Origin of the sequence: Actinomycetospora corticicola, from assembly GCF_013409505.1 — a bacterium.
GTDB lineage: Bacteria > Actinomycetota > Actinomycetes > Mycobacteriales > Pseudonocardiaceae > Actinomycetospora > Actinomycetospora corticicola.
This window is the reverse complement of the sequence record NZ_JACCBN010000001.1, coordinates 3,640,806-3,665,290: the sequence shown is the minus strand read 5'-3', so window position 1 is coordinate 3,665,290 and position 24,485 is coordinate 3,640,806. Positions and strand designations below refer to the sequence as shown.

Sequence of the window (24,485 nt, the reverse complement as noted above, 5' to 3'; positions counted from 1 at the left end):
GCGTCGACTCATCCGGCATCGAGATCGACCACGGTGACGTGCACGGCGCGCCCGGCGAGGAGCGGGGCGAGTGCGGCGCGCAGCTTCGCGGTCGTCGCCGGCACCGCGTGGCCCGCGGTGAGGACGAGATCGACCTCGATGTGGCGGTCGAAGACCCGCAGCGCGCACATCGGCGTGCGGTCGGGGTCCGGGTCCCCGCCGTCGTGATGGTCGGCGAGGCGCGCGATGCCGGGGACGGCGAGGGTGCGCAGACGCAGGGTGTCGAGGTCGGGAGTGGTGTCGGGGGTCGTGGCAGCTCACCTCCGTCGAGGTGGCCGGGTCGTCCGGGGTGCGGCGCCGGGGACGGGATCGGCCGGTTCGGGTGGATCGCCGGTAGGACCCGCGAGGGACGAGATCGTCACCCGATCAGGAGGGTGATCGCTGCCACGCGATGGAGTTGCGTGCAATGGAATGGGTACCGGGCGTCCGGCCGTTCGGATCGGCGCCGGGCGCCGCGATCAGGGGACGTCGTCCGACGTCGCTCGCAGGGGCAGGACGGACTCGTTGACGACGGTGAGGACCACGGCCTCGTCGTCGACGAGCTCACCGTGGATGGTGACGACGGCGTCGCCGCGTCCCGGCCGTGGTTCCACGCGGTGGATCGTGGCCCGGCCGGTCAACGTGGTGCCGGGGCGGACGGGTCGCCGGAACCCGACGTCCATCGTGCGGCCCACGCCTCCCGCGGCGCGGGACCAGATCGCCTCGACCGCGAACCGCTGGTAGATCGCGAGGGTGTGCAGGCCGCTGGCGATGACACCGCCGAGGCCGGCACGGGCGGCCGCGTCCGGATCGACGTGGATGAAGATCGGATCCCACCGTCGCGCGTACTCCACGATCTCGGCCTCGGAGATCGTGTACCGGCCGAAGGCGAAGGACTGGCCGGGTTCGAGGTCGTCGGCGTAGAGGCTCACCCCGTCGATCATGGCGTGGGCGGGCGGCACGGTCGATGACCCGGCAGGTCATGTGGTGCCCGCCTGGACGCCCCCTGGCCGGCTTCAGGTGATCGTCAGGACGATCTTGCCGGTGACGTGGCCGCGCCGGCTGAGCTCCAGCGCGTGGTCGACCTCGGCGAGGGGGAGCTGCCGGTGGATCCTGACGTCGAGGCCTCCGGTCGCGGCGAGTCCGGCGAGGTGGGCGAGCTGTGGCCCGCTTGGCCGGACCAGGACGAGTCGGGAGCGGGTCCCACCGGTCGTCCACGGCGCGACGGTGCTCGTGGACCAATCGACGTAGGCCCTGGTGGAGGGGACGGTGGTGACGTGGTGGCCGCGGGGTGCGAGGACGGACCGGTAGGAGCGCAGGTCCCCGGTGCCGACGGTGTCGAGGACGAGGTCCTGCGGTGCGTCGATGGCGTCGGCGAGCCGTTGCGAGGTGTAGTCGACCACGCGCGAGGCCCCGAGCGACTCCGCGACGTCGGCCTTGCCAGGTCCGCAGACCGCCGTGACGACGGCGCCCCGACGTCGCGCGAGCTGGACGGCGAGATGCCCGACACCGCCGGTCGCCCCGACGACCGTGACGCGCGCTCCCTCGAGGGACTGCCGGCCGGCGAGGGCCTGCCAGGCCGTCAGACCGGCGACGGGCAGGGCCGCGGCCCGGACGTGACTCAGGGCGGCAGGCTTGTGCGTGACCGCCGACTCGTGCACCGCGACGTACTCGGCGTACCCGCCCATCCCGCCGAGCGTCGTCTGCATGGCGAGCACCTCGTCGCCCACCTCGAACCGCGTCGCCCGGCGGCCCCGCTCGACGACGACGCCGGACACGTCGCTGCCGAGGATCGTAGGGAGACGACCGGACAGTCGCCGGAAGGCGTACCGGCCCTCGGCCAGCTGGTGGTCCCGCGGGTTCACCCCGGCCGCGTGCACCTCGACGAGGACCTGCCGGGGGCCGGGACGGGGGACCGGTCGGTCGCCGTGGTGGACGACGGCCGGGACCCCCACCTGGTCGACATAGACGGCCTTCACGACGTCGAGCTCCGGCCGGTCGCGCGCACGAAGTCGTGGAACGCCCCCACGGCATCACCGGTCAGGGGTGCCCCGTGCGCGAAGCCCACCGCCGCGACGTCGGTGGGCAGGGCCGCGAGCGCGTCCGGTCGGGTGTCCGGGTCGTGCGCGAGGGTCGCCGGGCCGAGCCCGAGTCCCCGCAGGTGGAAGGCGGCGTCCCCGATCAGGAGGGTCCGCGTCGGCTCGTGGTGGAGCGCGACGTGTCCCGCCGTGTGCCCGGGGGTGTGCACGACCCGCAGGCCGCTGCCCTCGACGAGCTCGCCGTCGTCGAGCGTGCGGTCGGGGGTCACCGGGGTCCATCGCATGAACGGCAGCCGGTCGAGGGTGCTGCCGACCGCCCCGCTGCGCCCCCCGGTGGGCACCCGGCCTGCACGCAGCCAGGCCGCGTCCGCGTGGTGGATCAGCACCTCGGCGCCGGTGAGCTCGCGCATGGTGGCGAGGCCGCGGACGTGGTCGGGGTGGGCGTGGGTGACCATGATGCGTCGCACCGCGGTCGGCCGGTCGCCCAGTGCGGCCAGGGCGTCGGTGATGACGGCGGGGGCTGAGGCCCAGCCCACGTCGACCAGGGTGAACCCGTCGTCGCCCTCGACGAGGAAGGCGTTCTCGGTGTCCCCGCGTCCGACGCGGATGCGGTGGACGCCGGGGGCGACGATCTCCGCGGCGTTAGGCGGCACTCTGGCCCCCGTCGACGCTGAAGACCGCGCCGGTGGCGAAGGCCGCCCCCGGGGAGCAGAGGAAGACGATGGGTTCGGCGATCTCCTCGGCGAAGCCGAAGCGTCCGATCGGGATGACGCCCCGCAGCGCGGCGAGGATGTTCGGGTCTCCGCCGGTGAGCCGCTGCGGCATCTCGGTGTCGGTGCTGCCCGGTGCGATGACGTTGACCCGGATGCCGTCGCTCGCGTGCTCGAGCGCGGCGGCCCTCGTCATGCCCACGATGGCGTGCTTGGCCGTGACGTACGGCGCGTCGCCGGCAGCGCCGACGACCCCGGCGACGGAGGAGACGTTGCAGATCGCCCCGCCGTTCCCCGCCCCGGCCATGGCGGCGAGTTCCGCGCGCAGGCAGTTCCACGTGCCGCGCACGTTGACCTCGAGGACACGGTCGAACTCCTCCTGCGGGTAACCCAGCAGCGGACTGAGGACCCCGATGTAGCCGGCGCAGTTCACGGCGACGTCGAGCCGTCCGAACCGCGACACCGCGGCGCGCACCACCTCGTCGACGTCGGGTGCGTGGGTGACGTCGGCGCCGACGAAGACGGCCGAGCTGCCCGCGTCGACCAACTCCTGCTCGAGCTTCGTGCCGCGCTCGTCGTCGAGGTCGGTGAGGACGACGGTGGCGCCCTCCCGGACGAAGGCCCGCGCGGTCGCCGACCCGATGCCCCCGGCGGCGCCGGTGACGACGGCGATCCTGTCCTGCAGCAGTCCCATGATGTCGTCCTTCCTCAGGAGTGGATGCCGGCCTCGCGCAACAGCGGCATGACCTGTTCGTCGAATGCGGCCATCTCGTCGAGGAAGTCGAAGAAACCGAGCGCGAGTCCGTCGAACCCGGCCGTCGACGCGGCCACCATCTGCTCGGCGATCTGCTCGGGCGTCCCGATCAGCGGGAGGGCGGCGCCGCTGGTGTAGAAGTACTCGCGGTAGAGCTTCAGCGTCTCCTCGAAGGACTGGCTCCCGATCCCGAGCGAGCGCATGAAGTTGTCGGTGGCCACCTGGTCACCGCTCTCGAGCAGCAGGTCCCGCTTGCGCCACGCCTCGGCCTCGGTGTCCGCGCAGATCACGTGCGCGACGTTGATGACCTGGAGGTCGCGGGCGTACTTCTCCCGTGCCGTCGACTTGATGCCCGCGACGAAGGCGTCCGCGCCCTCGAGCGCGTTGCGGCTGGCAAGGGTGACGTCGCACTGCCGTGCCGTGAAGTCGACCCCGGCGGGTGAGGTGCCTGCGTTCATGAGGAGCGGACGCCGGATCGGCTTGGGTTTCGAGAGGGCCGACCACGCCGAGCTCCAGCGGCCGTCGAAGTCGAAGGGCTCGTCCTCCTGCCACAACCGCTTGAGCAGGGTGACCCACTCGTCCCCGTGCTCGTAGCGGATGTCGTGATCGGCGGGCGTCAGGCCGAACTGGCCGATCTCGAGCGGGTACCAGCCCATGACGACGTTGAGGGCGAGGCGTCCGTCGGAGATGGCGTCGACGGTCGCACCGGCCTTCGCGACGAAGGTGGGGTGGATGACCGGGGTGTGCACGGTGGCGCCGACCGTGATGCGACTGGTCTGCGCGGCGATCCCGGCCGCCCACGTGAGCGTCTCGTAGGACTCGCCGTAGAAGTCGGTCTCCCCGCCGTAACCCCGCCACTTCGCGACCGGCAGCACGAACTCGAAGCCCATGTCCTCCGCCCGGCGCGCGATCGCGGAGGTGTGCTCCCACCCCACGTGGTACCTGCGCGGCCGGGTGCTGGGGTTCAGTCCGCCGGAGACGTTGAACGAGAACACCCCCAGCTTCAGCGCGCTCGACGAGTCACGCAGGTTCCCGTGCTCCGTGGCGGTCGGTTCGGCCTCGGCCGTCGTCGTCGACATGTCGCTCCTCTCCACGCGGTGGCGTCGCTGTGACCGCGGTCCCAGCAGTGGGAGGACCGTACGCGGGTGTCTTCACAGAATACAACCAGTTGTATTTTGTGAACGCCCCGTGTGAAGCTGGGGCGGTACGAGGGACGAGGCCCCGGCTCTGCCGCGGCCGGCACGCCCTCGACGAGGCACCGGAGGTTCGAGCGTGAGTACGCGGTCCGCCACCTTCCGTCGACTGCTGCGTGAGCCCGGGTTGTTGCGCGCCCCGGGCGTCTTCGACGGGATCAGCGCCCACCTCGTGCGCCGCGCGGGGTTCCGGGCCGCCTACGCCACGGGAGCCGGGATCGCCGCCTCCGGCTTCGGACTGCCCGACGTCGGGCTGCTCACCGCCACCGAGATGGTCGAACGGGTGGGCATGCTCGCGAGGGCCACGGATCTGCCGCTGATCGCGGACGCCGACACCGGCTACGGCAACCCGATGCACGTCGTGCGCACCGTCCGTGCCTATGAGCAGGCCGGCGTCGCGGCGCTGCACCTGGAGGACCAGGCGTTCCCGAAGCGCTGCGGGCACCTCGCCGACAAGGAGGTCATCCCGGTCGACGAGTACCTGCCGAAGCTCGCGGCCGCGCTGGAGAACCGTGAGGACGACATCGTCGTCGTCGCCCGGACCGACGCCAACGGCCCGCTGGGGATCGACGAGGCCATCGCACGGGCGCGCCGGTACGCCGCCGAGGGCGCCGACGCGGTGTTCGTCGAGGCTCCGCGCACGCAGGCCGAGATCGAACGGCTCGCCGACGAGGTCGGCCGGGCGTCCGGGGTGCCGTTGGTGTTCAACGTCGTGCCCGGCGGGCTCACGCCCGTGCTCGACGACGCGGAGCTCGAGCGGCTCGGCTTCGCCGCCGCGATCTACCCGGGTGCCCTGCTCGGTCCCGTCGCCGAGGCCGCCGGTGCTGCCCTCGCCGGGATGGGAGGCGCCGTCGGGTCGCGGGTGGGCGGGCCTGCTCACCTCTTCCGTCTGGTCGGCCTCGACGCATGGCTCGACCTGGACAAGCGCTACAGCTGAGGAGCACGACCGTGCCGATGACCATGATCGAGAAGATCCTCGCCCGGAGCGCCGGGCTCGAGGAGGTCCACGCCGGCGACACCGTCGTCGCCGAGGTGGACATGAACGTCCTGATCGACCTGCAGTTCCCCCGCTGGGTCACCCCGCTGAGGATCGCGGACCCGGAGCGGACGGCGATCGTGCTCGACCACGCCGTGCCCGCCCCGACGATCCGGGACGCCGAGGGCGGTCCCCGGGCCCGACGGTTCGCCCGCGACTTCGGCATCAGCCGGTTCTTCGACGTCGGACGCCACGGCATCTGCCACCAGGTGATCGCGGAGAACGCGCTGGCCCGGCCCGGGCAGGTGCTGACGTGCACGGACTCCCACACCTGCGCGGCCGGGGCATACAACACCGCGGCCCGCGGGATCGGGCCCGCCGAGGTGCTCGCGGTCCTGTGCACGGGCCGGACCTGGTTCACCGTGGGGCCCACGATCCGCTACGAGCTCGTCGGTGAACTCCCGTCCGGGGTCGGCGGCAAGGACGTCTTCCTGCACATCGCCGGGACCTGGGGCGACGCCACCAACCACAACCTCGAGTTCGGCGGGGACGGGCTGGCGAGCGTGCCGATGAACGAGCGGCGCACGATCGCCACCCAGGCCGCGGAGATCTCCGCGGACTTCGCGACCTTCCCCGCGGACGAGGTCTGCCGACGCTTCCTCGCCGAGCACGGCGCGGATCCGGGGGAGTACGAGCCCGCTGATCCCGATCCCGGCGCGACCTACGCCGCGGTCCGCACCGTCGACCTCTCCACGCTGGAGCCGCACGTCGCCCGGCCCGGATCGGTCAGCGGCAACGCCGTGCCGATCTCGCAGATCGAGACCCGCCGCCTCGACCAGTGCTTCATCGGGTCGTGTGCCAACGGCCAGCTCGACGACCTCCGGGTCGCCGCCGAGATCCTCGAGGGGCGCACCGTCGCCGAGGGTGTCCGCCTCATCGTCACGCCCGCCTCGCAGCAGGTCTACCGCGACGCCCTGCGGCTGGGCTACCTCGGGACCCTCGTCGACGCCGGGGCGGTCGTCACCAACTCCACCTGCGGCGCCTGCTTCGGCTACCACATGGGGCTGCTCGGCGCGGGCGAGGTCTGCCTGACCGCGTCGACCCGCAACTTCCGGGGTCGGATGGGCAGCCCCGATGCCGAGATCTACATGGGCTCGAGCGCCACCGTCGCCGCCTCCGCCGTCGTCGGGCGTCCCGTGGACCCCCGCACCCTCCTGGACCGGGAGTACTCCGCATGAGCGACCGTTGGACGATCACCGGCCGGACCTGGGTCGTCGGGGACAGCGTCGACACCGACGCCATGTATCCGGGCTATGCCATGAAGCTGGACGTCCCGGAGGCCGCCCGGCACGTCTTCTACGCGCTGCGTCCGGGGTGGGTCGACGAGGTCGCCCCGGGCGACATCGTGGTGGCCGGGCGCAACTTCGGGATCGGCTCCAGCCGCCCGGTCGCCGCCCTGATGCGCCACCTCGGGGTCGCCGCCCTAATCGCGGAGGAGTTCAACTCGCTCTTCCTGCGCAACGCCGTCAACAACGGCATGCCCGCCCTGACCGTGCCGGGGATCCGCGACCTCGTCACCGAGGGGGACGAGCTCACGGTCGACCTCGCCGAGGGCTGGGCCCGGGTCGCGGACCGGCGGATCGACGCCGCGCCGCAGCCGGCGCTGGTGCTCGACATCCTCGCCGCCGGGGGCCTGCTGCCGCGGCTGGTCGCGGACGGCTACCTGCCGGCCGAGGCGGCGGCGGGCTGACCTGTGCTTCGCTACCCGCCGCTGAGGTGGGCCAGGCGTAGCGCGCACCGACGCAGCTGCTCGGCGTGCTGCACGGCCCGGTCCCGGGTCCAGCGGCTGTCCGGGCCCGAGACGGCGATGCTCAGCTCGGCGCCCGCCCCGTCCGCCCCCGGGACCGCCATCGCGATCCCGAGCACGCCGGGGTGGTTGGCGGCCCGGGAGACGGCGAAGCCGTCGGTGAGCGCCTCCGCGATCCGGGTCCGCAGCACCGCCCGCGCCTCGGACCCCGCGTGCTCGACCACCTCGTCCCGGTCCCCGGCCGGGAGCGACGCGAGGATGGCGATCCCGGCACACCCCCGGGTCAGGGGCGTGGTCTCCCCGATCCGCACCACCTGGCGCAGCACGTGCTGCTCGCTCTCCACCCCGAGGCTCAGCACCACGACGTCGCCGGCCCGACGATGCACGGTGACGGTCTCGGCCGTGCTCTCGGCGAGTTCCTGCAGCACCGGCCGCATCGCCTCCAGCCTCGCCGCCGGCACCGTCGTCCTCGTCGCGAGCGAGGCGACCGCGCCGCCCAACCGGTAGCCACCCTGCGGGAGCCGTTCGCAGTAGCCCTCCTCCTGCAGGACCCGCAGGAGCCGGTAGGCCGTCGACTTGTTCAGCCCGACCAGCCCGGCCACCTCGTCGAGCCCGACGGGCTGATGGGCCGCCAGGGCCTCCAGCAGGCGCAGCGTGCGACGGGCGGTCTCCGCCCCGCGAATCCGGCCGTCGGAGCCGTTCCCCTCCTCGACCTCCACCTGCTCGTTCACAGTGTGAAACTAGCAGGTCGAGCGTCCCGCGGGTGAGCGCTGGTTCCACTGACGAGACCCTCGAGCCCGCCGGCACCGTCGACCACGCCGCAATGGTCACCGCCCGCCATGGCCACCTCGCAGTAGTTGACACGACACCGTATCAACTATGGTGTCGGTCAGATCGTGAGGAGGTCCGTCGTGGCGTGCTGTGTGGCACTCGGTCTGGTGGTCGCCGTCGTGCGCGACGCCTGGCGTCGCCTGGTCCCGGGCGCGGCGTCGGTGGAGGTCGGCTTCGCGTCGCCCGCCCGGCGGCCGGGACCCGTCGTCGGGACGGGGCGATGAGCACCGCGACCGACCGGACCGCCACCGTCCTGCTGCCCGCCGTCGCGGTCCTCCCGCCGGTGACGGCCCGGCGCATGCGGCGCGCCCTTCTGGTCTATGGCGTGGTGTGGCTGGTCGGCTCGCTTCCCGGGTGGCTCGGGGCGGGCCCGGTCCTCACCGTGCTCGGGCTGGGCCTGGTCGTGCCGGGCGGCGGGTTCCTGGCCGCCGGCGCCCCGGTCCCCGCGGTCGTCTCGGCGGCCGTGTTCCTGCTGTCGCTGCTGGTGTGGTGGTACGCGGGGCCGGTGGTCCTGCCGCCCGCGGTCTGGCTCCTGACGGCGGGTCTCGCGCCCCTCGCGCTCGACGACGGGGTGCTGCCCGGGGTCCGCGTCGCCGTCCCGGCCTCGGTGGCGGTCGCGCTCGTGGTGGCGCATCTCGTGCACCGGGTGCGCCACGCCGCGCAGCGGCGGCGGGGGCAGGAGATCAACCGTGAGCTCGCGGACGTCCGCTTCACGATCTCCGGACCCCCGGCCCTGGCGAGCGACGTCCCCGTCGTCGAGAGCTCGGCGGAGGACCTCGCACACCTGCGCTACAGCCTCGACATCGCGCTGCAGCCGGTCGACGGCTTCGAGGGCCTCGTGGTGCTCGAGCAGTACCGGGAGGGAGCGCTGCGCTACCAGCTGACGGCGCTCGGCGACGGCATCGCGATGTCGCAGTACACGCGGACGCCGGCGTTCTCGGGCTACGTCGCCGAGGCGCAGCGGCACGCGATCGAGAAGATGCTGCTGCGCAAGGTCTGGGGTTACTGGCGCACCGAGAACCTCTGGGGCAACCTCTCGACGAACCGCGACCCGTTCGACACCGACGAGAACATCATGCTCACCGGGTGGCACGGGACGATGGTCGGTCTCTACGAGCTGCTCAACGACGACCGGTACTCCCGACCCGGAGGTCTGACCTACCGCTGGTCCGACGAGGAGGCCTACGCGCACGACTTCGGAGCCCTCGCGCGGCAGCTCCACGGCGGCATGTCGCGGTCGGACCTCGCCCTGATCCCGTGCGAGCCGAACTGGGTCTACACGGTCTGCAACGCCTTCGGCACCACCGCGCTCCTCGCCCACGACCGGGCGCACGACACCGCGTGGTTCGAGGACGTCCGCGAGCGCCTGCACCACGCCTACGAGCACGAGTTCCTCCGTCCCGACGGGCGCATCGTCGGGGTCCGGGCGCGGCACCTCGGGCTGTCGTGGAACTTCTGGGCGGGGACGTCGGTCGCGCTGAACACGACCTACTGGTCGCACGCGGCGTTCCCCGACCTCGCCCAGCGCACCTGGTGGCTGGTGCGGCGCCAGGAGCTCGCCCTGCGCGACGGTCGGCCGGCGCTGCCGACCCGCCTGGTCAACCGGTTCGACCCGGGCTACTACACGCTCGGCCGGGACACGTTCGGGCAGGTCGCGATCACGATGGCCGCCCGGGAGGTCGGTGACGGGGAGATGGCGGACGCCGCCGCGGCGGTGCTCGCCGAGCGGGAGACCGTTGAGGAGCGCCACGGCGCGCGGCGCTACGCCGGGGTGTCGCCGATGGTGAACTTCTACGCCGTGCTCGGACGCTTCGGGCGCGCGCACGCGCTGCGCGATCTGGTGGGTCACGGTGCGGTGCCCGAGGCGTGGCGGACGGGGCCGAGGCTCGCGGACGCGGCGTACCCCGACGTCCTGGTGGCGCGGGCGCTCACAGACGGGGACGGGCTCGACCTGGTGCTGCGCCCCGGCGCCGGCCCGGTGCGCACCGGGCTCGCCGTCGACCGACTCGTCCCCGGGCGGCGCTACGCCGTCGCGGGAGCGGCTGCCGACGAGGTCGTCGCGGACCCCGCGGGCCGGGCGCTGCTCGAGGTCGACCTCGACGGCCGGCGGGAGGTGCGGCTCCACCCGCGGTCCTGACGACGGGTGCGGTCGGGTCGGCTCAGGCGTCCGGGCGCAGCGGCGCGCAGGCCGCGACGCCGACGGCCACCAGGCTCTCCAGCAGGGCGTCGTCGTGGATCGGGAGGTCGAGCAGCGCCCGGCGGTCGACCACCTCGGTGATCCCGGCGACGAGGGTGAGCAGGGTGATCGCGGGGTCCTGTCCGTGCCGGCGGTCGGGGGTGAGCTCGCCGGCGAGCGCCGCGACGAACTCGTCGATCACCGCGTGCCGCCGGAGCCGCAGGAGGGGGTGGGCGGGCGACTCCGCCCACAGTCGCGACCAGCCGCGGTCCGACGCGAGCGCGGTCAGCACCGAGCGGACGACCACGCGGATGCGGCCCTCGAACTGCGCCGGCGCGTCGGCGAGGGCGGCGACGAGCGCGGACCGCAACGCTCCGGTCGCCTCGTCGAACACGGCCGTGAGTAGGGCGTCGAGGCCGGTGAAGCTCTCGTAGAAGTAGCGCTTCGTCAGCTCGGCCCGGCCGCAGACGGCGTCGACGGACAGGCTCGTGGAGCCCTGGTCGGCGATCAGGTCACGCGCGGCGTCGAGCAGCCGGGTCCGGCGGGCGGCCGTCCGGTCGACCGCACTCACCCCGCGGTGCGGTCGTGTCACAGCCCGTGCCATCGGTCGCCATCTTGACACGGGGTCGTACCCGGAGCAGGGTCCGAAGTTGACACGAGACAGTTCCTACTTGGTGGAGGCGACCGTGCAGCGGTGGACCCTGGGCGCGGCGGAGCGCCACCGGCTCGCGACGCTCGACCCGCAGCGGGACTACGCCGAGATCGCGCGGACGAGCCTCGAGACGCTGCACGGCCATCGGGCGCTCGTCCTCGCGATGTTCACGGTCTCGTTCATGAAGCAGGTCGCCGTGCCCACCATGGGTCGCATCCTGTGGCGGAAGGGGACCGGCGACATCGTCACGGACACCGCGGCGCGCAACGACGACACGATCGTCTTCTTCGGCCGCTTCCTCGAGCACGGGCCCGACTCCCCGGAGGGCATCCGCTGGATCGAGCGGCTCAACGCGATCCACGCGCACTTCCCGATCCGCAACACCGACTCGCTCTACACGCTCGGCACCCTCGCGCTCGACCCCGAGAACATCGCCGCCGCGGTCGGCGCCCGCCCCTTCTCCCGGGTGGAGCTGGAGGGGCAGTGGCGGTTCTGGCGCGCGGTGGCCGTCCGCCAGCACCTCGAGGACATCCCGGACGACCGCGAGGAGCTCCGCGCCTGGATGCACCGGTACGAGGAGCAGGAGTTCGCCCCGAGCGAGGGTGGTCGGGCGGTGGCCGACGCGCTCGTCGAGGACTTCTCCCGCCGGGTGCTGCCGACCTCGGTACGCCACCTCGGGCCGGAGATCCTCGCCGCGGTCTGCCCGGAGAACCTCCGCGCGACGCACGGGCTCCCGCGTCCGCGACCTGCGGTGACGGCGGCGGTGCGGACCGCCGGCCGGGCCTATCTCGACGGCGTCGCCGTCCGACCGGTCCCGCGCCTGCGGTCCCTCGTGCGGACCTTCGGGACGCGGCACGGCGGCGCGCCGGGCCCGGACGACGTCGGATACCGCAGCGCATGATCACTCGGGGCGGTCGGGTTCGCCCTGACGCTGCTCGGTGGTTGCGACCGGCGCCCCAGCGGCCCCCGTCTCGACCACCACCGTCGCCGTGCCCGCGTCGACCTCCGCGGCACCGTCCGCGGTCGCCTCGTCCGACGGATCCTCGTCGGGGGACGCCTCGACGCGGCCCAACTGCCCGACGGGGCAGCTGGGCGTCCGGCTCGGCGCGGCCGAGGGTGCCGCCGGCTCGACGATCACTCCACTCGTGTTCACCAACTCCGGCTCGACGACCTGTCGGCTGCGCGGCTTCCCCGGCGTCTCCTTCGTGGCGGGGGACGACGGTCACCAGGTCGGTCCGGCCGCGGCCGAGGACGGTGCCCGCGCCGGTGAGGTGGACCTCGCTCCCGGGCGGTCCGCGCACGCACTCGTCCGCATCACCGACAGCAGGAACGACGACAACGCCACGTGCGTGCCGACCACGGTGCGCGGGCTCCGGATCTACCCGCCCGGTGACACCGCCGCGGCCTTCGTCGCGGCGCCGCAGACCGCGTGCGCGCAGGCCCTGCTGCTGCACGTCGAGACGATGGAGCCCGGCGCGTCCTGATCGTCGCGATCGGCTCGGTCACGACGCGGCCGCGAACGCCACGGTGACCGAGGCCCGGGACGGAGTGACACGTACGTTGGGAGCTTGACCACGACCGTCACCGCCACCACGCGCTACGGGCTGACGCCGGCGCCCGGCGGACTCGCGCTGGTCCAGGACGTCGTGAACAGCCGGGCCGCCGGTCGACCCCGCGAGCCCGACCTCCTCGGGTCCGGGCTCGACGTGGCGCAGGGGTGGCTGGCCGGGCTCGTCGAGGAGTGGGCCTCGGCGACCGTGACGCCGACCCCTGACCTCCCCGCGCTCCGGGAGCCCGACCTGCCCCGGCTGCGCGCCCTGCGCGACGACGTCACCCAGGTGCTCCGACGGGACGGCACCCCGGCCTCTCTCGGCGACGGGGCCACGGTGCTGCTCGCCCGGGGTGAGGACGGCCAGGTGTCACTGTCGCTGGTCGGTGGCCCCGTGGGGTGGCTCGTCGGCGCCGTGGTCGGTGAGGTCCTCCGCGCCCGGACCGCGCGCGTCGCCACGACCGGCCCGGGGCCCTCGCCGGGCTGACCGGAGGGCGCCGACGGTGCGCGCACCGTCGTGTCCTCCCGGGACGTCATGCCACGGCGCCTCCTCGCCAGGTGGGCAGCGGGACGTCGCCGAGGGCGATCTCGAGCATCCGGTGGCCGACCACGGTGGCCGAGTCGATGACGGGCACCGGGCTCGTCCCCGCCGACAGCAGCGGGAACAGCTCGGTGGAGACGAGGGCGACCGCGTCGCAGCCGCGCCCGGCGAGCCGGCCGACGAGGTCGACGAACCAGGCCCGCGTCTCCTCGGTGACCCGACCGCCGGGCAACTCCTCGAGGACCGCGCGGTGCAGGCGCTCGCGGTCCTCCCCGGTGGGCACCTCGACCTCGATGTCCCGGGCGCCGAGCCACCGCGGGTAGAGGTCGCTGCCGAGGATGAACCCGGACCCGAGCAGACCGACGCGTCGGGCGCCCGCGGCGGTCGCGGCGTCGGCGACGGCCGCCGCGATGTGCAGCCCGGGCAGCGCCAACCCGTCCATGACGTCGAGGGCGAGGTGGACGTTGTTGTCCGGGCACACGAAGAACTCGGCCCCCGCCGCGGCGAGGTGCTCGACGTTGCGGGCGAGGTTCCCGGTCGCGGTGACCGTGTCCCCGGCGAGCCAGGCGTTCAGGGTGTGGCCGTACCCGGTGTAGTCCAACGTGACGTCGGGGTAGACGTGGCCGCCGAGGCGTTCGGCGCCGAGGCGGCAGTAGGTGACGAAGCACTGCGCGGCCCCGTGGGGGTTGGCCGCGAGGATGCCGGCGTGGGGCACCTCAGGTCCACTGTGCGTACTTGCCGGGGAAGAGCTCGTTGAGCTGCCGCATCCACTCCACCTCGGCGTCGTGGGTGGGTGGCGGCAGCTGCAGTCCGCCCTCCATCAGCCACGAGCTCTCCGTCTCGCTGATGGCGACCACGACCTGGTCGGGCGGCAGGTCCACGACCTTCTGCAGCACGTCGTAGAGCGCGTGCAGCAGCTCGTTGCGGGTCTGGTCCGAGCGCCCGGCACGGCAGGCCCCGTACAGGATGAGCGACGGCTCGATCTTCCCGGCCGTGTACATCACGCCCAGCGGCATCGGGGTGAAGACGACGCGGATGAAGGGGTCGGGCGCCCCGGTGACGTCGTGGTGGGTCTTCGTGATCTGCTGCGCCAGGGTGTCGCGCTGCTCCTGCGACAGGTCGATCCCGCTGGTCGTGATCTGGTAGACGGGCATCGGAGGTCCTCTCCTCGTCCGGCCCCCTCGGTGGGGTCCGTGTCGGGGAGAACCGTGGGGCCCCGACCTCCAACCGCGGTCCAAGGGCCGGGCCGGTCGGACGTGGCGCGGCCCGGGAACGGGCCCGTCCACGCTCCCCGCGCGGGCGTCGATCGGCGCACGTCGGACGCCGGCGAGGGGTAGCGACGATGAACGCGAACGCGAACGCGACGTGGTCGGGGACGGAGCCCGGCGCGCGACGGTTGAACGGACCGCAGACGACGGGGCGGGAGTACCGCGACCTGTCGGTCCCGGAGTTCCGGGTGATCGCGGACCGGGACGTCGTCGCGACGATGCGCGACGGCGCCCACCTGCTCGCCGACGTGTACCGGCCGGAGAGTCCGGCGCAGTTCCCGGCCCTGGTCGCGGCCTCCTGCTACCCGCGGCAGATCCAGGACCTGGGAGCGCCGAGCGGGTTCATCGAGGCAGGGGCCACGGACTTCTTCGTGCCCCGCGGGTACGTGCACGTCATCGCGAACGTGCGGGGCACCGCGCAGTCCGACGGGACGTTCGGCCTGTTCGACTCCCAGGAACGCCGCGATCTGCACGACCTCGTCGAGTGGGCGGCCGCCCAGCCGTGGTGCGACGGACGCGTCGGCATGGTCGGCATCAGCTACTTCGCCGCCGCACAGGTCGGGGCCGCGGTGGAGCACCCGCCGCACCTGCAGGCCATCTTCCCCGTCGCGCTCTCGGCCGACCTCTACGGCGTCACCCGCCACCACGGGTTGCTCAACGCCGACTTCATCTCCGCCTGGATCTTCGCCGTGGCCCTGGCCGCCCATCACGACGCCGGGCTCTGGCGGGGAACCCTCTTCGACCTCGCACGGCGGGTGCTCGCCGTCCCCGCCCTGCACGAGCGCACGGGCCATGCGCACGGCGAGGCCGCGCTGGCGACACTGCGCTCGGTCCTGCGGGGCCGCTACGACGCCGAGCCGTGGGACCGGCTGTGGGAGCGGGCCGCCGTCGAGCACCCCCTGCGGGACGCCTTCTGGGACGAGCGCAGCGTCCTGCCCGCCCTCGGCTCCATCACCGTGCCCACCTACCTGGGCTGCGACTGGGACAACGTGCCGATGCACCTGCCCGGCACCTTCGAGGCGTGGCGGGCCCTGCGCGGCCGACCCGACGTCAGGATGGGGCTGCTGCCCCCGCAGGGCCTGAGCTGGCCCTGGGAGTCGCTGCACGTCGAGGCACTCGCCTGGTTCGACCACTGGCTCAAGGACCGGGACACCGGGATCACCGACGGCCCGCCGATCCGCTACTGGCTCGCCGGCGCGGAGGGCTGGCGGACCGCCGACGACTGGCCGCCCCCGGGGTCCGTGCTCGCGCCGTGGCGGCTCGGCCCGACCGGGGTCCTCGCCGCCCCCGAGGACGAGCAGGACGCCGGGGACGCCACGGGAGCGCGGGCGGAGGGCCGGAGCTTCCTGCGCCGCACGGAGGACACCCGCCGCCCGCCCCACGTCCACCCGCTCACGCTGCCCCCGTGGCTGAGCTGGGACTCGTCCCGGCTCGACCACCACCACGACGTCGTCGGGGATCTCGAGCTCCACCTCGTCGCGACGATCACCGACCTGGACGCCGCCTGGATCGTGGTCCTGCAGGACGTCGCGCCGGACGGGAGCGTCTCGGACGTCACCGCCGGTCACCTGCGCGCCGCCCTGCGCGCGGTCGACGAGTCCGCGAGCAGGCCGGGAGCGCCGGTGCTGCCGTGCCGTGTCGCCGAGGCGGTCCCGCCCGGGGAGCCGGTCAGCTACCGCATCCCGCTGGTACCCGTCGCCCACCGTTTCCGGACGGGCCACCGGCTCCGGCTGGTCGTCGCCGGCGACGACCAGGACCCGTCCGTGCCGGCGCCGCTGGGCATGCGGCACGCGATCCCGGGCGGCTCGGCCCGCTCCACGGTGCACCCCGTGTCGACCCTCCTGCTCCCGATCCTGCGGGGGTGACCGCCGCAGGGTCAGGCCGACGTCCGACCCTCCAGACCCCGAAGGAGATCCTGGACGACCAGGGAGGCGTCGTCGTCGCCGGCACGTCCGAGCGCGTCCGGGGTCGCGGCCCAGGTCCGTGCCAGCAGCGGTGCCGTGCCGGGCATGCTCGGCCACGGCAACCCGGCCCGGTCGACGTGGACGCGGGCGGCGTCGTAGAGCCGCCGGGCCTCGGCGTGCCGTCCGAGCAGGCTGAGGGTGTTGGCCCGCAGCTCGAGCTGGAACGGGGCGTGCTGCCGCCCGGTCCGCCGGACGGCGAGCAGACAGACGTCGGACCAGTGCAGCGCCACGTCGGCGCGACCGGCGGCATGGGCGGCCATGTGCGCGATCCCGGCGGCGATCCAGGCCGCGAAGCGGTTGTCGACGGCCTCGGCGTCGGTGTGGACGGCCACGGCGTCGTCGAACACGGCCTCCGGGTCGCGGCGGCCGACGTCGCCCGACACCGCGCGGGTGCGACAGAGCAGGGCGAGCGTCGGGTCACCGGTGCGACGGGCGATGGAGACGGCGACGTCCTCAACGGACCGGGCCTGCTCCTGGTCGCCCGCCAGGCCCAGGCACGCCGCGAGCAGCAGGACCGCGTCCCCCGTGACGACGGCCTCGTCACCCTCGAGGTCGAGGTGCGGCAGCTCCGCGAGGACGTGTTCGCGCACCGGCGACGCCAGGTCGGCGCGGCCCGCGAACGCGCGGATGGTGGCGAGGTCGATCGCGATCCGGACGCCCGTCGACGTGGACACGCCGTCGACCCGGCCGGCCACCTCGGCGGCGAGCTCGATCCACCGCCGCCCCTCGAGGGTCGCGTCGCGCTGGTACCAGAACATCGTGCCGAGGCCCGCCACGGCGTGGACGCCCGACGCCGCCGGCCGTTCCACGAGCGTCTCGTGGAGCACCGCCCGCAGGGTCGGCAGGTCGTCGCCGATCGCGTCGGACCACCCGCGCTCGGTGGGGTGGCCGAGCCGGGGGTGGTCGGCGACCAGGTCGAGGATCCAGGCGGTCCGCCGGGTGCGCACCGCCGCGCTCTCCCCGGCCGCGTCGAGCGCCCGACCGCCGTGGGCCCGCACGATGGTCAGCTGGGAGAACGTGGTCGGGCGACCGGGAGCGGGCGTCCGCCGCGCCGACAGCAGGGATCGGTGCGCCAGGTCGGCGAGCAGGTCCGCCACGCGTCCCACGCTGCTCCCGGCCACCGCCGCGGCGGCGGCCACCGTGAACGGCCCCGGCAGGACCGACAGCGCCCGGTGCAGACGTTGCTCGTCGGGTTCGAGCAGGTCGTAGCTGCGGGCGACCGCGTCGAACACCGACGAACGCTCGGAGCGGCGGCGCCGGCCGAGCGCGGACAGGGCACTCGGGTCCTGCTCGCTCTGCTCGGCGACCTCGGCGAGGCTGAAGGTCCTGGCCCGGGCGGCGGCGAGCTCGAGCGCGAGCGGGACGCCGTCCACGGCACGACACACGCGGCGGACCTGCGCGAGATCGGCCCCGGTCAGCCCGGCGCGATCCTCGACGCCCCAGCGGTCCAGGAAGAGGTCCAGCGCCGCGCCGCCGGGGTCGTCGTCGTCCGGGACCGCGAGCGGCACCAGGTCCACCACGATCTCGTGATCCACCTCGAGCTGCTGGCGGCTCGTCACGAGCAGCCGCACCGCCGGGGCCGCGCGACCGAGGACGTCGGCGACGCGGGCGACCTCGTCCACGACGTGCTCGCAGTCGTCGACCACGAGCAGCACCTCCCGACCGCGGAGGAAGGCGGCGAGGGCCTCGAGCGCCGACCCGGACGGTGACGCCGCGAGCGCCAGCGCGGAGGTGACGGCGTCGACCACCTGCCGCCCGTCCCGGGCGCCGGTGAGGTCGACGAAACGGACGCCGTCGGGAAACGCCGGGGCGGCCGTCCGGGCGACCTCGACGGCGAGCCGGGTCTTGCCCACCCCAGCGGGACCGCGCAGGGTCACCAGACCGGCGCGCGGGAGCAGGTCGAGCACCCGCGCGATGTCGTCCCCCCGCCCGACGAGACTGGTGGTCCACCGGGGCAGCGACGGCAGCGGCTCCTCGTCCGGCCGGATCACCGTGATCGGTGGGTGGGAGCCCCGGAGGGCCGGGTCGGCGGCGAGCACCCGGCGGTGGGTCTCCCGCAGCTCCTCGCCGGGTTCCGTGCCGAGCTCGTCGCGCAGCATCGCCCGGGCCCGGACGTACGCGGCGAGGGCCTCGTCCACCCGTCCGGCCCGGTAGGAGGCCACCATCAGCTGGGTCCACAGCCGTTCCCGGAGAGGGTGTTCGGACAGCGCCGCCTCCAGCTCGACGAGGGCGCTGTCGGCCCGGCCGGTCTCGAGCAGCGCCTCGACGTGGCGCTCGACGAGCTGGCTGTGCAGCCCCTCGAGGCGGGCGACGGCCGGCGCGGCCCAGGGCTGGTCGGCGACCGCGGCGAACGGACGTCCGCGCCACAGGCCGCGGGCCCGCTGGGCCAGGGCGACCGCCTCGTCCGCCCGCCCGGCCGCGAGCCGGCGGTCGGTGTCCCGCGCCAGCTCCGCGAACAGCAGCGAGTCGACCTGGCCGGTGTCGACGACGAGGCGGTACCCGCCGGGCTCCGTGCGCAGGACGGTCGACGCCCGGCCGGGCTCGCGGGCGGGCTCGAGGACCTGGCGGAGCCGCCAGAGGTGCGACTCCAGCGTCGAGGTGGACCGGGGCGAGCCGTCGGGCCAGACGGCCGCACTGAGGAGGTCGACCGGGACCCGCTCGTTCACGTGCACGAGCAGGGCAGCCAGCAGGGCCGCGGGGCGACGGCCCCCGGGACCTCGTTCGCGGCCGTTGACCTCGACGCGCAGGTCACCGAGGTCCCGGAACAGTGGAACCGGCCCGACGGGGTCGGAACTGGACGGCACGCGCGCCCCCTCGGCACGGTCGGATCTCACGATTCCCCACGGCACTCGGGGTCGGAACACCCGGACAAGTGATGAAGTCCAGCACACCGCTGCCCGTCAGGGCGTCGGCGAACCGGGGGAATCGGATCTCGTCGCACTGCTCCGTCCGCCGGGCCGAGGGTCGACGGTCGCACCGCACCGTCTCGTGTCCGGCTCCAACCGCGCTCCAATTCCGCTGGTCGGTGTTGCGGGCGTTGGAGCTTCGTTGGCAGCTCCGGTGCCAGCGTGACGGCGTCCCGGAGCGGCCGGGGCACCTCCACCCGCGAGACTCGGAGCGATGCCGTGCGTTTCCGCCTGCCCGACACCACCCTCCTCGTCCTCGGCCTGGTGCTCAGTGGCGTCGTCCTCTCCGCGTGCGGCGACGACACGCCACCTCCGCCACCTCCGCCGACTTCGGTCAGCGCGCCGGCCGGTGCGACAGGGAGCGCCGGGGAGGAGGAACGCCGCCGCGAGGAGGAGCGGAGCCGCGGCTCGGGAACGTCCGCACCTACCGGGAGTTCGCGGCCGGCGCCGCCCCGCCCGACCACCTCGACGACGCCGTTCGACCCGGCGAGATGCACTCCCGGCCTGTACTGCGCACCACCGACCCCGTGACCCGGCTCCGGCACCCGTCGATAGGAGGTGCTGCGTGCCCGGAACCGTGACCGTCCAGGTGCTCCTCGACCTCATCGGCATCGCCGTCGGGGCGGCGGCCGGCGCGCTCACCGCCGTGCGGTTCCGCATGCACTACATGGGGTGCCTGCTGCTGGGCCTGGTCACGGGGATCGGTGGCGCCCTGACGCGGGACGTGCTCCTGGGTGCCGTCCCGCCGGCGGCCCTGACCGACTGGCGCTACCTGACGGCCGGGCTGGCGCCCGCCCTGCTCGTGCAGCACTTCCACCCGCTGCTGAGCCGGGTCGAGAGCGCCATCGACCTCGCGGATGCCGTGTGGCTCGGGCTCTTCTCGGTGGCCGGGGCCCTCAAGGCCGTCCACCTCGGGGTCCCGCCCATGACCGGTGTCCTGCTCGGCGTGCTCACGGGCATCGGGGGCGGCGTGCTGCGCGACGTGCTGGTGAACCGCAAACCGGTCGTGTTGACGCAGGAGATCTACGTGTTCCCCGCCCTGCTCGGGTCGCTGGTGGTGGTCGTCGCGTCGGTGATCGGCTGGTCCGGCGCGGCCGCGGCGGTCCCGGGTGCCGTGCTCTGCACGGCCGTGCGGGTCCTCGCGATCCGCCGCGGCTGGAGTGGCCCGATGCCGGTCCGCCACCCGGACCCGTCGTCGGGATGACTCTCAACTCTCCGCCGCGGGCCGACCCGTCGGGTGGTCGCCGTCCTCGGCGAGCGCCGCGGTGAGCCGTCGGCGGACGACACGGGCGGCGAGGAGCCCGACGACGAGGGCGACGGCCAGTCCGAGGTAGGAGAAGCGCTGGAGCCACTGCTCCGCGACGATGCCGAGGAAGTAGACCGCGGTGGTCGTCCCGACCGTCCAGAGCAGCCCGCCGAGCACGTTCGCGGCGAGGAACCGGCGGTAGGGCATCCCCAGCACGCCGGCGAGCGGCCCGGCGAAGATGCGCAGGATCGCGATGAAGCGGCCGACGACGACGGTGAGCATGCCCCAGCGGGCGAAGGCCCGTTCGGCCATGGCGAGGTGGGCGGGTCCGAAGTGGCGGGGGAACCGGCGGGAGAGCCAGGCGAGCAGGGTGCGGCCGTAGCGGCGCCCGAGGGCGTAGCCGATCGAGTCCCCGACCACGGCACCGATCAGCGCGGAGAGCGCGACCCAGACCGGCGAGATCCCCAGGTCGGGTCGGGAGGACAGCAGGGCGGCGCCGACTAGGACGATCTCGCCCGGCAGCGGGACGCCGAGGCTCTCGACCCCGACGACGACCCCGACGACCAGGTAGACCGCGAGGGGCGGGAGGGCCAGCCACTGCTCGACGTCCACGGTGTCCTCCTGGGCGCGATCCGGGCGGGTGCCGGCGGGCCCGGTCGGGTCGAACGGGCCGCGACCATGGTGCGGTAGACGCCATCGGGCCCGACAGTCGGTCGCGACCGCCGACCGGACCGCGCTCCGAGCAGAGGCCGGGCGTGCGTCAGAGCAGCTGCTCGAGGTCCGCCGCGATGTCCCCGGGCGGCACCGGCGGCTCGTAGCGTCGGACGACCCCGCCGTCGCGGTCGACGAGGAACTTGGTGAAGTTCCACGCGACGTCGCCGGGTGCGACGTCGGGCTGCAGGCGACTGATGGCCTCGTGGAACTCCCCGTAGGCGGGGCCGAAGTCCCCGGGCGCCTCGGCGCGCAGGAAGGCGAAGAGCGGCTCGGCGTCGGGACCGTTCACGTCGACCTTCGCGAGCACGGGGAAGGTGACGTCGTAGCTGACCCGGCAGAACTCCTGGATCTCGGCGTCGGTGCCCGGCTCCTGGCCCATGAACTGGTTGCAGGGGAAGCCGAGGATCGTCAGCCCACGCTCGTGGTAGGTGTGGTGGAGGGCCTCGAGGCCCTCGTACTGCGGGGTCAGTCCGCACTTGCTCGCGACGTTGACGATGAGCAGGACCCGCCCGGCGTACTGCCCGAGGGACGTCGTCTCGCCCGTCGCGTCCGAGACGCTGAAGTCGTGGGTGGTGGTCACCGATCCCAGTGTGCCGCTGCCGGGCGGCTGCCCCGTGAACGGTGTGCCACCGTCCCCGGCGCTCCGTAGGATCGTCCCGACACGTCCGGCGACGAGGTCGCCGGCGTCCGGGGAAGGGGCGGCGTGCGCGGAGGTACCTCCAGCAACGCGATCACACGGGCACGACTGCTCGACGCCGACGCCGATGCGGCCCTCGCCCGGCTCGCCCGCCTGACGGCCTCGCTCACCGGCGCCGCCGCGGGGGTGCTCTGGCTCGTCGAGGACGGACGGGTCCTCGTCCGCAGCCGCCAGGACGAGCACGGGGCCGCGTCCGGGCGCCCGTCGACGGACGATGCCGTCGGTCGCGCCCTCTGCGAGGCGGTCCTCGCCGTCGGCGACGCGGTGTTCACCGAGGACGCGGGTGATCCCGGGAGACCGGTCGCCGGCGGCATCCGGGCGTGGGCCGGGCTGCCGGTGCACGACGCGTCCGGGGTCGTGATCGGTGTGCTGGGCGCTCTCGACGTGGATCCGCGTCGGTGGTCGCCCCACGAACGCGAGGTCCTGACGACGTTGGCGCAGGCCGTGACGGGCGAGGTCGCCCTGCGGACGGCGTTGGCGGACGCCGAGGCCGGGCGGTTGGCGGCCACCCGGCACGCGGCCGACTCCGAGCGGCTCGCGCAGCTGGCGGAGGCGCACGCGGCGGAGGTCGAGGAGTACGCCGCGACCCTGCGCGAGAGCCTGTTGCCCGCCCGCCTCCCGGACTTCCCGGGCGTGGAGGTCGCCGCGCGCTTCCGCGCGGGGACCGGCGGGTCGGTGCTCGGGGACTTCTACGACCTGATCCCCACTCCCGCCGGGTGGGGCGCCGTCGTCGGGGACGTCTGCGGGAAGGGGCCGCGGGCCGCCCGCACCACCGCGCTGGCCCGCTCGACCGTGCGCGCGGTGGGCCACACCGACGAGGACGCGGGCGCGGTGCTCTCGGCCCTGCACGGGGTGCTGCACGTGTGGTTCGACCAGCGTCCGAGTTTCGCCACCGCCGTCTACGCCTCGATGCGGCCGCGGGGCGAGGACGACGGGCTCGAGGTCGACGTCGCGAGTGCGGGCCACCCGCCGGCCGTGTTGCAGCGACGGGACGGGACGGTCAGCGCGCTCTCGGCGGGTGGCCGGGCGCTGGGGATCCGGCCGGAGGCCCGGGTCGCCGTGGAGCCGGTCATCCTCGGGCTGGGGGACCGGCTGTTGCTGTTCACCGACGGCGTCACCGAGGCGCGGCCGGCCGGCGGCGGGGAGTTCGAGGTGGAGGGACTGCTCGCGGCGGTGCGGGCGAGCGACCCTGCCGGGGACGCCTCGGCGACCGCGGACGCCGTGCTCGCCGCGGTCGACGTCCACGCCGACGGGGCGGTCCTCGACGACACCGTGCTGGTGGTGATCCGGGCCGTCCACCGCGGTGGTGCCACCGCCTCGGGGACGTGACGTCGCCCGCACGGGGCGGTTGAGCCGCCGTCGGGACAGGCATCCGACGGGACGATGACGATTCCCGACGACGAGGCCCGTCCCGCCCCGCGCTGGCCACACCCGCTGGTGGTCTCGGCGGCCGCGCAGGGCAGCCAGGTCCGCGTGCTGCGGCGACGCCTGGCCGCGTGGCTGGGCGGCGACCACCTCGACGGGGACGCCGTCGACGACGTGGTGTCGGCGGCCTCGGAGGCCTTGGAGAACTGCTGCGACCACGCCTACGGGGCCGCGCCGGGCGCCGGGACGATGACGCTGTCGGCGCACCGTCTGCCCGGCGACGACGACGCGCTCGAGGTCGACGTCGTCGACGACGGACGGTGGCGGTCGGCCCCGACCGATCCGGGGCGCCGCGGCCGCGGGCTGGCGATGATGCGTGCCCTCGTCGACGACGTCACCGTCGAGGCCGGTCCCGGCGGCACCCGGATCCGTCTCGTGCACCACGGGCGGGGTGCGGACGCCCGACCGTGACCCGAGGCGGCGTCACGACAGGTCGTCCAGCTCGTCCAGGCGGTCGAGGAGGACCCGGCCCGTCGTACCGTGCGCCCGGGAGAGCACTCCGCGCAGTCGGCGGAGCAGGGTGCGCCGGGAGACGGGGTCGACGTCGAAGGCGTCCAGGACCCGGCAGACGGCGGTGACCCTGTCCCGGTCGCGGGCCGGGAGACCGTCGGCCTCCAGGGACCCCAGCCCGTCCAGGACGGCGCGGGCGACGAGCCGCGCCCGATCCGCGCGACGGGGGTCGTCCCCGTCCCGCAGCACCGTAGCCTCGGCCGGGAGCGCCCCCGCCGTATCGATGTCGACCACGGTGATGTGCACCGCCCGTCCCGCGAGGAGCGGGGCCAGGGTGGAGCGCAACGCCGTCGTCGTCTCCGTCACGGCGTGCCCGGCGGACAGGAAGATGTCGATGTCGACGTGGTCGTCGAACACCCGCAGTGCGCTCCGCGACTCGGAACGACGTCCGAGCCCGTCGTGGTGGTCGGCGAGGCGCGCCACGCCGGGGACGGCGAGGGCGCGCAGGCGCAGGGTGTCGAGGTCGGGGGACATGGGCGGCGGCTCACCTCCGTCGAGGTGGCGGCCGG

At 74.3% G+C, this 24,485-nt stretch carries 26 protein-coding genes; 12 read left to right on the top strand and 14 right to left on the bottom strand.

All coding sequences use genetic code 11. The features are described from left to right. Positions 1–8 precede the first annotated feature (8 nt). From BJ983_RS17790 to BJ983_RS17765, 6 genes are all read right to left on the bottom strand, one after another. Positions 9–170: a hypothetical protein gene (locus BJ983_RS17790; RefSeq protein WP_179795016.1), complete on the bottom strand. Its 162-nt coding sequence runs from the start codon at positions 168–170 to the stop codon at positions 9–11. A gap of 327 nt (positions 171–497) precedes the next feature. Continuing rightward, the gene (locus tag BJ983_RS17785; protein WP_218890335.1) at positions 498–950 is read right to left on the bottom strand and encodes a MaoC/PaaZ C-terminal domain-containing protein; all 453 of its coding nucleotides are present in this window, start codon (positions 948–950) and stop codon (positions 498–500) included. A gap of 84 nt (positions 951–1,034) precedes the next feature. Further along, the gene (locus BJ983_RS17780; protein ID WP_179795015.1) at positions 1,035–1,997 is read right to left on the bottom strand and encodes a zinc-binding dehydrogenase; all 963 of its coding nucleotides are present in this window, start codon (positions 1,995–1,997) and stop codon (positions 1,035–1,037) included. Further along, positions 1,994–2,710, bottom strand: a complete 717-nt coding sequence (locus tag BJ983_RS17775; protein WP_179795014.1) for an MBL fold metallo-hydrolase — start codon at positions 2,708–2,710, stop codon at positions 1,994–1,996. Before BJ983_RS17775 ends, BJ983_RS17780 begins: the two co-directional genes overlap by 4 nt. Continuing rightward, a complete protein-coding gene (locus BJ983_RS17770; RefSeq protein ID WP_179795013.1) occupies positions 2,700–3,461 on the bottom strand; it encodes an SDR family NAD(P)-dependent oxidoreductase in 762 nt (253 codons plus the stop codon). The genes BJ983_RS17775 and BJ983_RS17770 overlap by 11 nt, the downstream gene beginning before the upstream one ends. A gap of 14 nt (positions 3,462–3,475) precedes the next feature. Next, the gene (locus tag BJ983_RS17765) at positions 3,476–4,600 is read right to left on the bottom strand and encodes an LLM class flavin-dependent oxidoreductase (protein WP_179795012.1); all 1,125 of its coding nucleotides are present in this window, start codon (positions 4,598–4,600) and stop codon (positions 3,476–3,478) included. A gap of 193 nt (positions 4,601–4,793) precedes the next feature. Here BJ983_RS17765 and BJ983_RS17760 point away from each other — a divergent pair, with 193 nt between their 5' ends. From BJ983_RS17760 to BJ983_RS17750, 3 genes are read left to right on the top strand one after another with little or no spacing between them, the layout of a single operon-like run. Further along, on the top strand, positions 4,794–5,651 hold the full coding sequence (locus tag BJ983_RS17760) for an isocitrate lyase/phosphoenolpyruvate mutase family protein (RefSeq protein ID WP_179795011.1): 858 nt from the start codon (positions 4,794–4,796) through the stop codon (positions 5,649–5,651). Positions 5,652–5,668: 17 nt separating this feature from the next. Then, positions 5,669–6,928, top strand: coding sequence for an aconitase/3-isopropylmalate dehydratase large subunit family protein (locus BJ983_RS17755; protein ID WP_246326320.1), 1,260 nt, complete (start codon positions 5,669–5,671; stop codon positions 6,926–6,928). Continuing rightward, a complete protein-coding gene (locus tag BJ983_RS17750) occupies positions 6,925–7,440 on the top strand; it encodes a LeuD/DmdB family oxidoreductase small subunit (protein ID WP_218890331.1) in 516 nt (171 codons plus the stop codon). Before BJ983_RS17755 ends, BJ983_RS17750 begins: the two co-directional genes overlap by 4 nt. 11 nt (positions 7,441–7,451) lie before the next feature. Here BJ983_RS17750 and BJ983_RS17745 read toward each other — a convergent pair whose 3' ends face one another. Next, positions 7,452–8,228, bottom strand: a complete 777-nt coding sequence (locus tag BJ983_RS17745) for an IclR family transcriptional regulator domain-containing protein (RefSeq protein WP_179795009.1) — start codon at positions 8,226–8,228, stop codon at positions 7,452–7,454. Positions 8,229–8,408: 180 nt separating this feature from the next. Here BJ983_RS17745 and BJ983_RS17740 point away from each other — a divergent pair, with 180 nt between their 5' ends. Together BJ983_RS17740 and BJ983_RS17735 are read left to right on the top strand one after the other, a co-directional pair. After that, positions 8,409–8,552, top strand: coding sequence for a hypothetical protein (locus BJ983_RS17740; protein ID WP_179795008.1), 144 nt, complete (start codon positions 8,409–8,411; stop codon positions 8,550–8,552). Next, positions 8,549–10,465, top strand: coding sequence for a linalool dehydratase/isomerase domain-containing protein (locus BJ983_RS17735; RefSeq protein ID WP_179795007.1), 1,917 nt, complete (start codon positions 8,549–8,551; stop codon positions 10,463–10,465). Before BJ983_RS17740 ends, BJ983_RS17735 begins: the two co-directional genes overlap by 4 nt. Before the next feature lie 22 nt (positions 10,466–10,487). Here BJ983_RS17735 and BJ983_RS17730 read toward each other — a convergent pair whose 3' ends face one another. Beyond that, positions 10,488–11,108, bottom strand: a complete 621-nt coding sequence (locus BJ983_RS17730) for a TetR/AcrR family transcriptional regulator (RefSeq protein ID WP_179795006.1) — start codon at positions 11,106–11,108, stop codon at positions 10,488–10,490. An 82-nt stretch (positions 11,109–11,190) separates the two neighbouring features. Between BJ983_RS17730 and BJ983_RS17725 the strand changes: the two genes are divergently transcribed. The 3 genes from BJ983_RS17725 (at position 11,191) to BJ983_RS17715 (ending at position 13,192) form a co-directional block, all read left to right on the top strand. Next, positions 11,191–12,057 carry an oxygenase MpaB family protein gene (locus tag BJ983_RS17725; RefSeq protein ID WP_179795005.1) on the top strand — a complete coding sequence of 289 codons (867 nt, stop codon included), beginning with the start codon at positions 11,191–11,193 and terminating at the stop codon, positions 12,055–12,057. 88 nt (positions 12,058–12,145) lie between these two features. After that, positions 12,146–12,640 carry a DUF4232 domain-containing protein gene (locus BJ983_RS17720; RefSeq protein ID WP_179795004.1) on the top strand — a complete coding sequence of 165 codons (495 nt, stop codon included), beginning with the start codon at positions 12,146–12,148 and terminating at the stop codon, positions 12,638–12,640. Positions 12,641–12,724: 84 nt separating this feature from the next. Then, positions 12,725–13,192, top strand: a complete 468-nt coding sequence (locus BJ983_RS17715) for a hypothetical protein (protein WP_179795003.1) — start codon at positions 12,725–12,727, stop codon at positions 13,190–13,192. Positions 13,193–13,238: 46 nt separating this feature from the next. Here BJ983_RS17715 and BJ983_RS17710 read toward each other — a convergent pair whose 3' ends face one another. Continuing rightward, the gene (locus tag BJ983_RS17710; RefSeq protein ID WP_179795002.1) at positions 13,239–13,961 is read right to left on the bottom strand and encodes an aspartate/glutamate racemase family protein; all 723 of its coding nucleotides are present in this window, start codon (positions 13,959–13,961) and stop codon (positions 13,239–13,241) included. A 1-nt stretch (position 13,962) separates the two neighbouring features. Continuing rightward, complete coding sequence (locus BJ983_RS17705; RefSeq protein WP_179795001.1) at positions 13,963–14,400, bottom strand: tautomerase family protein; 438 nt, start codon at positions 14,398–14,400, stop codon at positions 13,963–13,965. Between the two features lie 188 nt (positions 14,401–14,588). Here BJ983_RS17705 and BJ983_RS17700 point away from each other — a divergent pair, with 188 nt between their 5' ends. Further along, positions 14,589–16,379 (top strand): CocE/NonD family hydrolase, encoded by a 1,791-nt coding sequence (locus BJ983_RS17700; protein WP_179795000.1) that lies wholly within the window; start codon positions 14,589–14,591, stop codon positions 16,377–16,379. Between the two features lie 11 nt (positions 16,380–16,390). On the opposite strand, the gene BJ983_RS17695 is transcribed toward BJ983_RS17700, so the two are convergent. Then, a complete protein-coding gene (locus BJ983_RS17695) occupies positions 16,391–19,312 on the bottom strand; it encodes a BTAD domain-containing putative transcriptional regulator (protein WP_179794999.1) in 2,922 nt (973 codons plus the stop codon). Between the two features lie 637 nt (positions 19,313–19,949). On the opposite strand from BJ983_RS17695, the gene BJ983_RS32405 reads away from it, so the two are divergent. Further along, positions 19,950–20,588 (top strand): TRIC cation channel family protein, encoded by a 639-nt coding sequence (locus tag BJ983_RS32405; protein WP_218890327.1) that lies wholly within the window; start codon positions 19,950–19,952, stop codon positions 20,586–20,588. A 3-nt stretch (positions 20,589–20,591) separates the two neighbouring features. Here the strand turns inward: BJ983_RS32405 and BJ983_RS17685 are convergent, their stop codons facing one another. Then, the gene (locus tag BJ983_RS17685) at positions 20,592–21,242 is read right to left on the bottom strand and encodes a VTT domain-containing protein (RefSeq protein ID WP_179794997.1); all 651 of its coding nucleotides are present in this window, start codon (positions 21,240–21,242) and stop codon (positions 20,592–20,594) included. A 148-nt stretch (positions 21,243–21,390) separates the two neighbouring features. Then, positions 21,391–21,924 carry a glutathione peroxidase gene (locus tag BJ983_RS17680; RefSeq protein WP_179794996.1) on the bottom strand — a complete coding sequence of 178 codons (534 nt, stop codon included), beginning with the start codon at positions 21,922–21,924 and terminating at the stop codon, positions 21,391–21,393. A gap of 123 nt (positions 21,925–22,047) precedes the next feature. Here BJ983_RS17680 and BJ983_RS17675 point away from each other — a divergent pair, with 123 nt between their 5' ends. Together BJ983_RS17675 and BJ983_RS17670 are read left to right on the top strand one after the other, a co-directional pair. Beyond that, entirely contained in the window at positions 22,048–23,370 is a 1,323-nt protein-coding gene (locus BJ983_RS17675) for a SpoIIE family protein phosphatase (RefSeq protein WP_179794995.1), read from the top strand. Between the two features lie 54 nt (positions 23,371–23,424). Next, positions 23,425–23,877, top strand: coding sequence for an ATP-binding protein (locus BJ983_RS17670; protein WP_179794994.1), 453 nt, complete (start codon positions 23,425–23,427; stop codon positions 23,875–23,877). A gap of 12 nt (positions 23,878–23,889) precedes the next feature. On the opposite strand, the gene BJ983_RS17665 is transcribed toward BJ983_RS17670, so the two are convergent. Beyond that, positions 23,890–24,450: a hypothetical protein gene (locus BJ983_RS17665; protein ID WP_179794993.1), complete on the bottom strand. Its 561-nt coding sequence runs from the start codon at positions 24,448–24,450 to the stop codon at positions 23,890–23,892. Positions 24,451–24,485 lie beyond the last annotated feature (35 nt).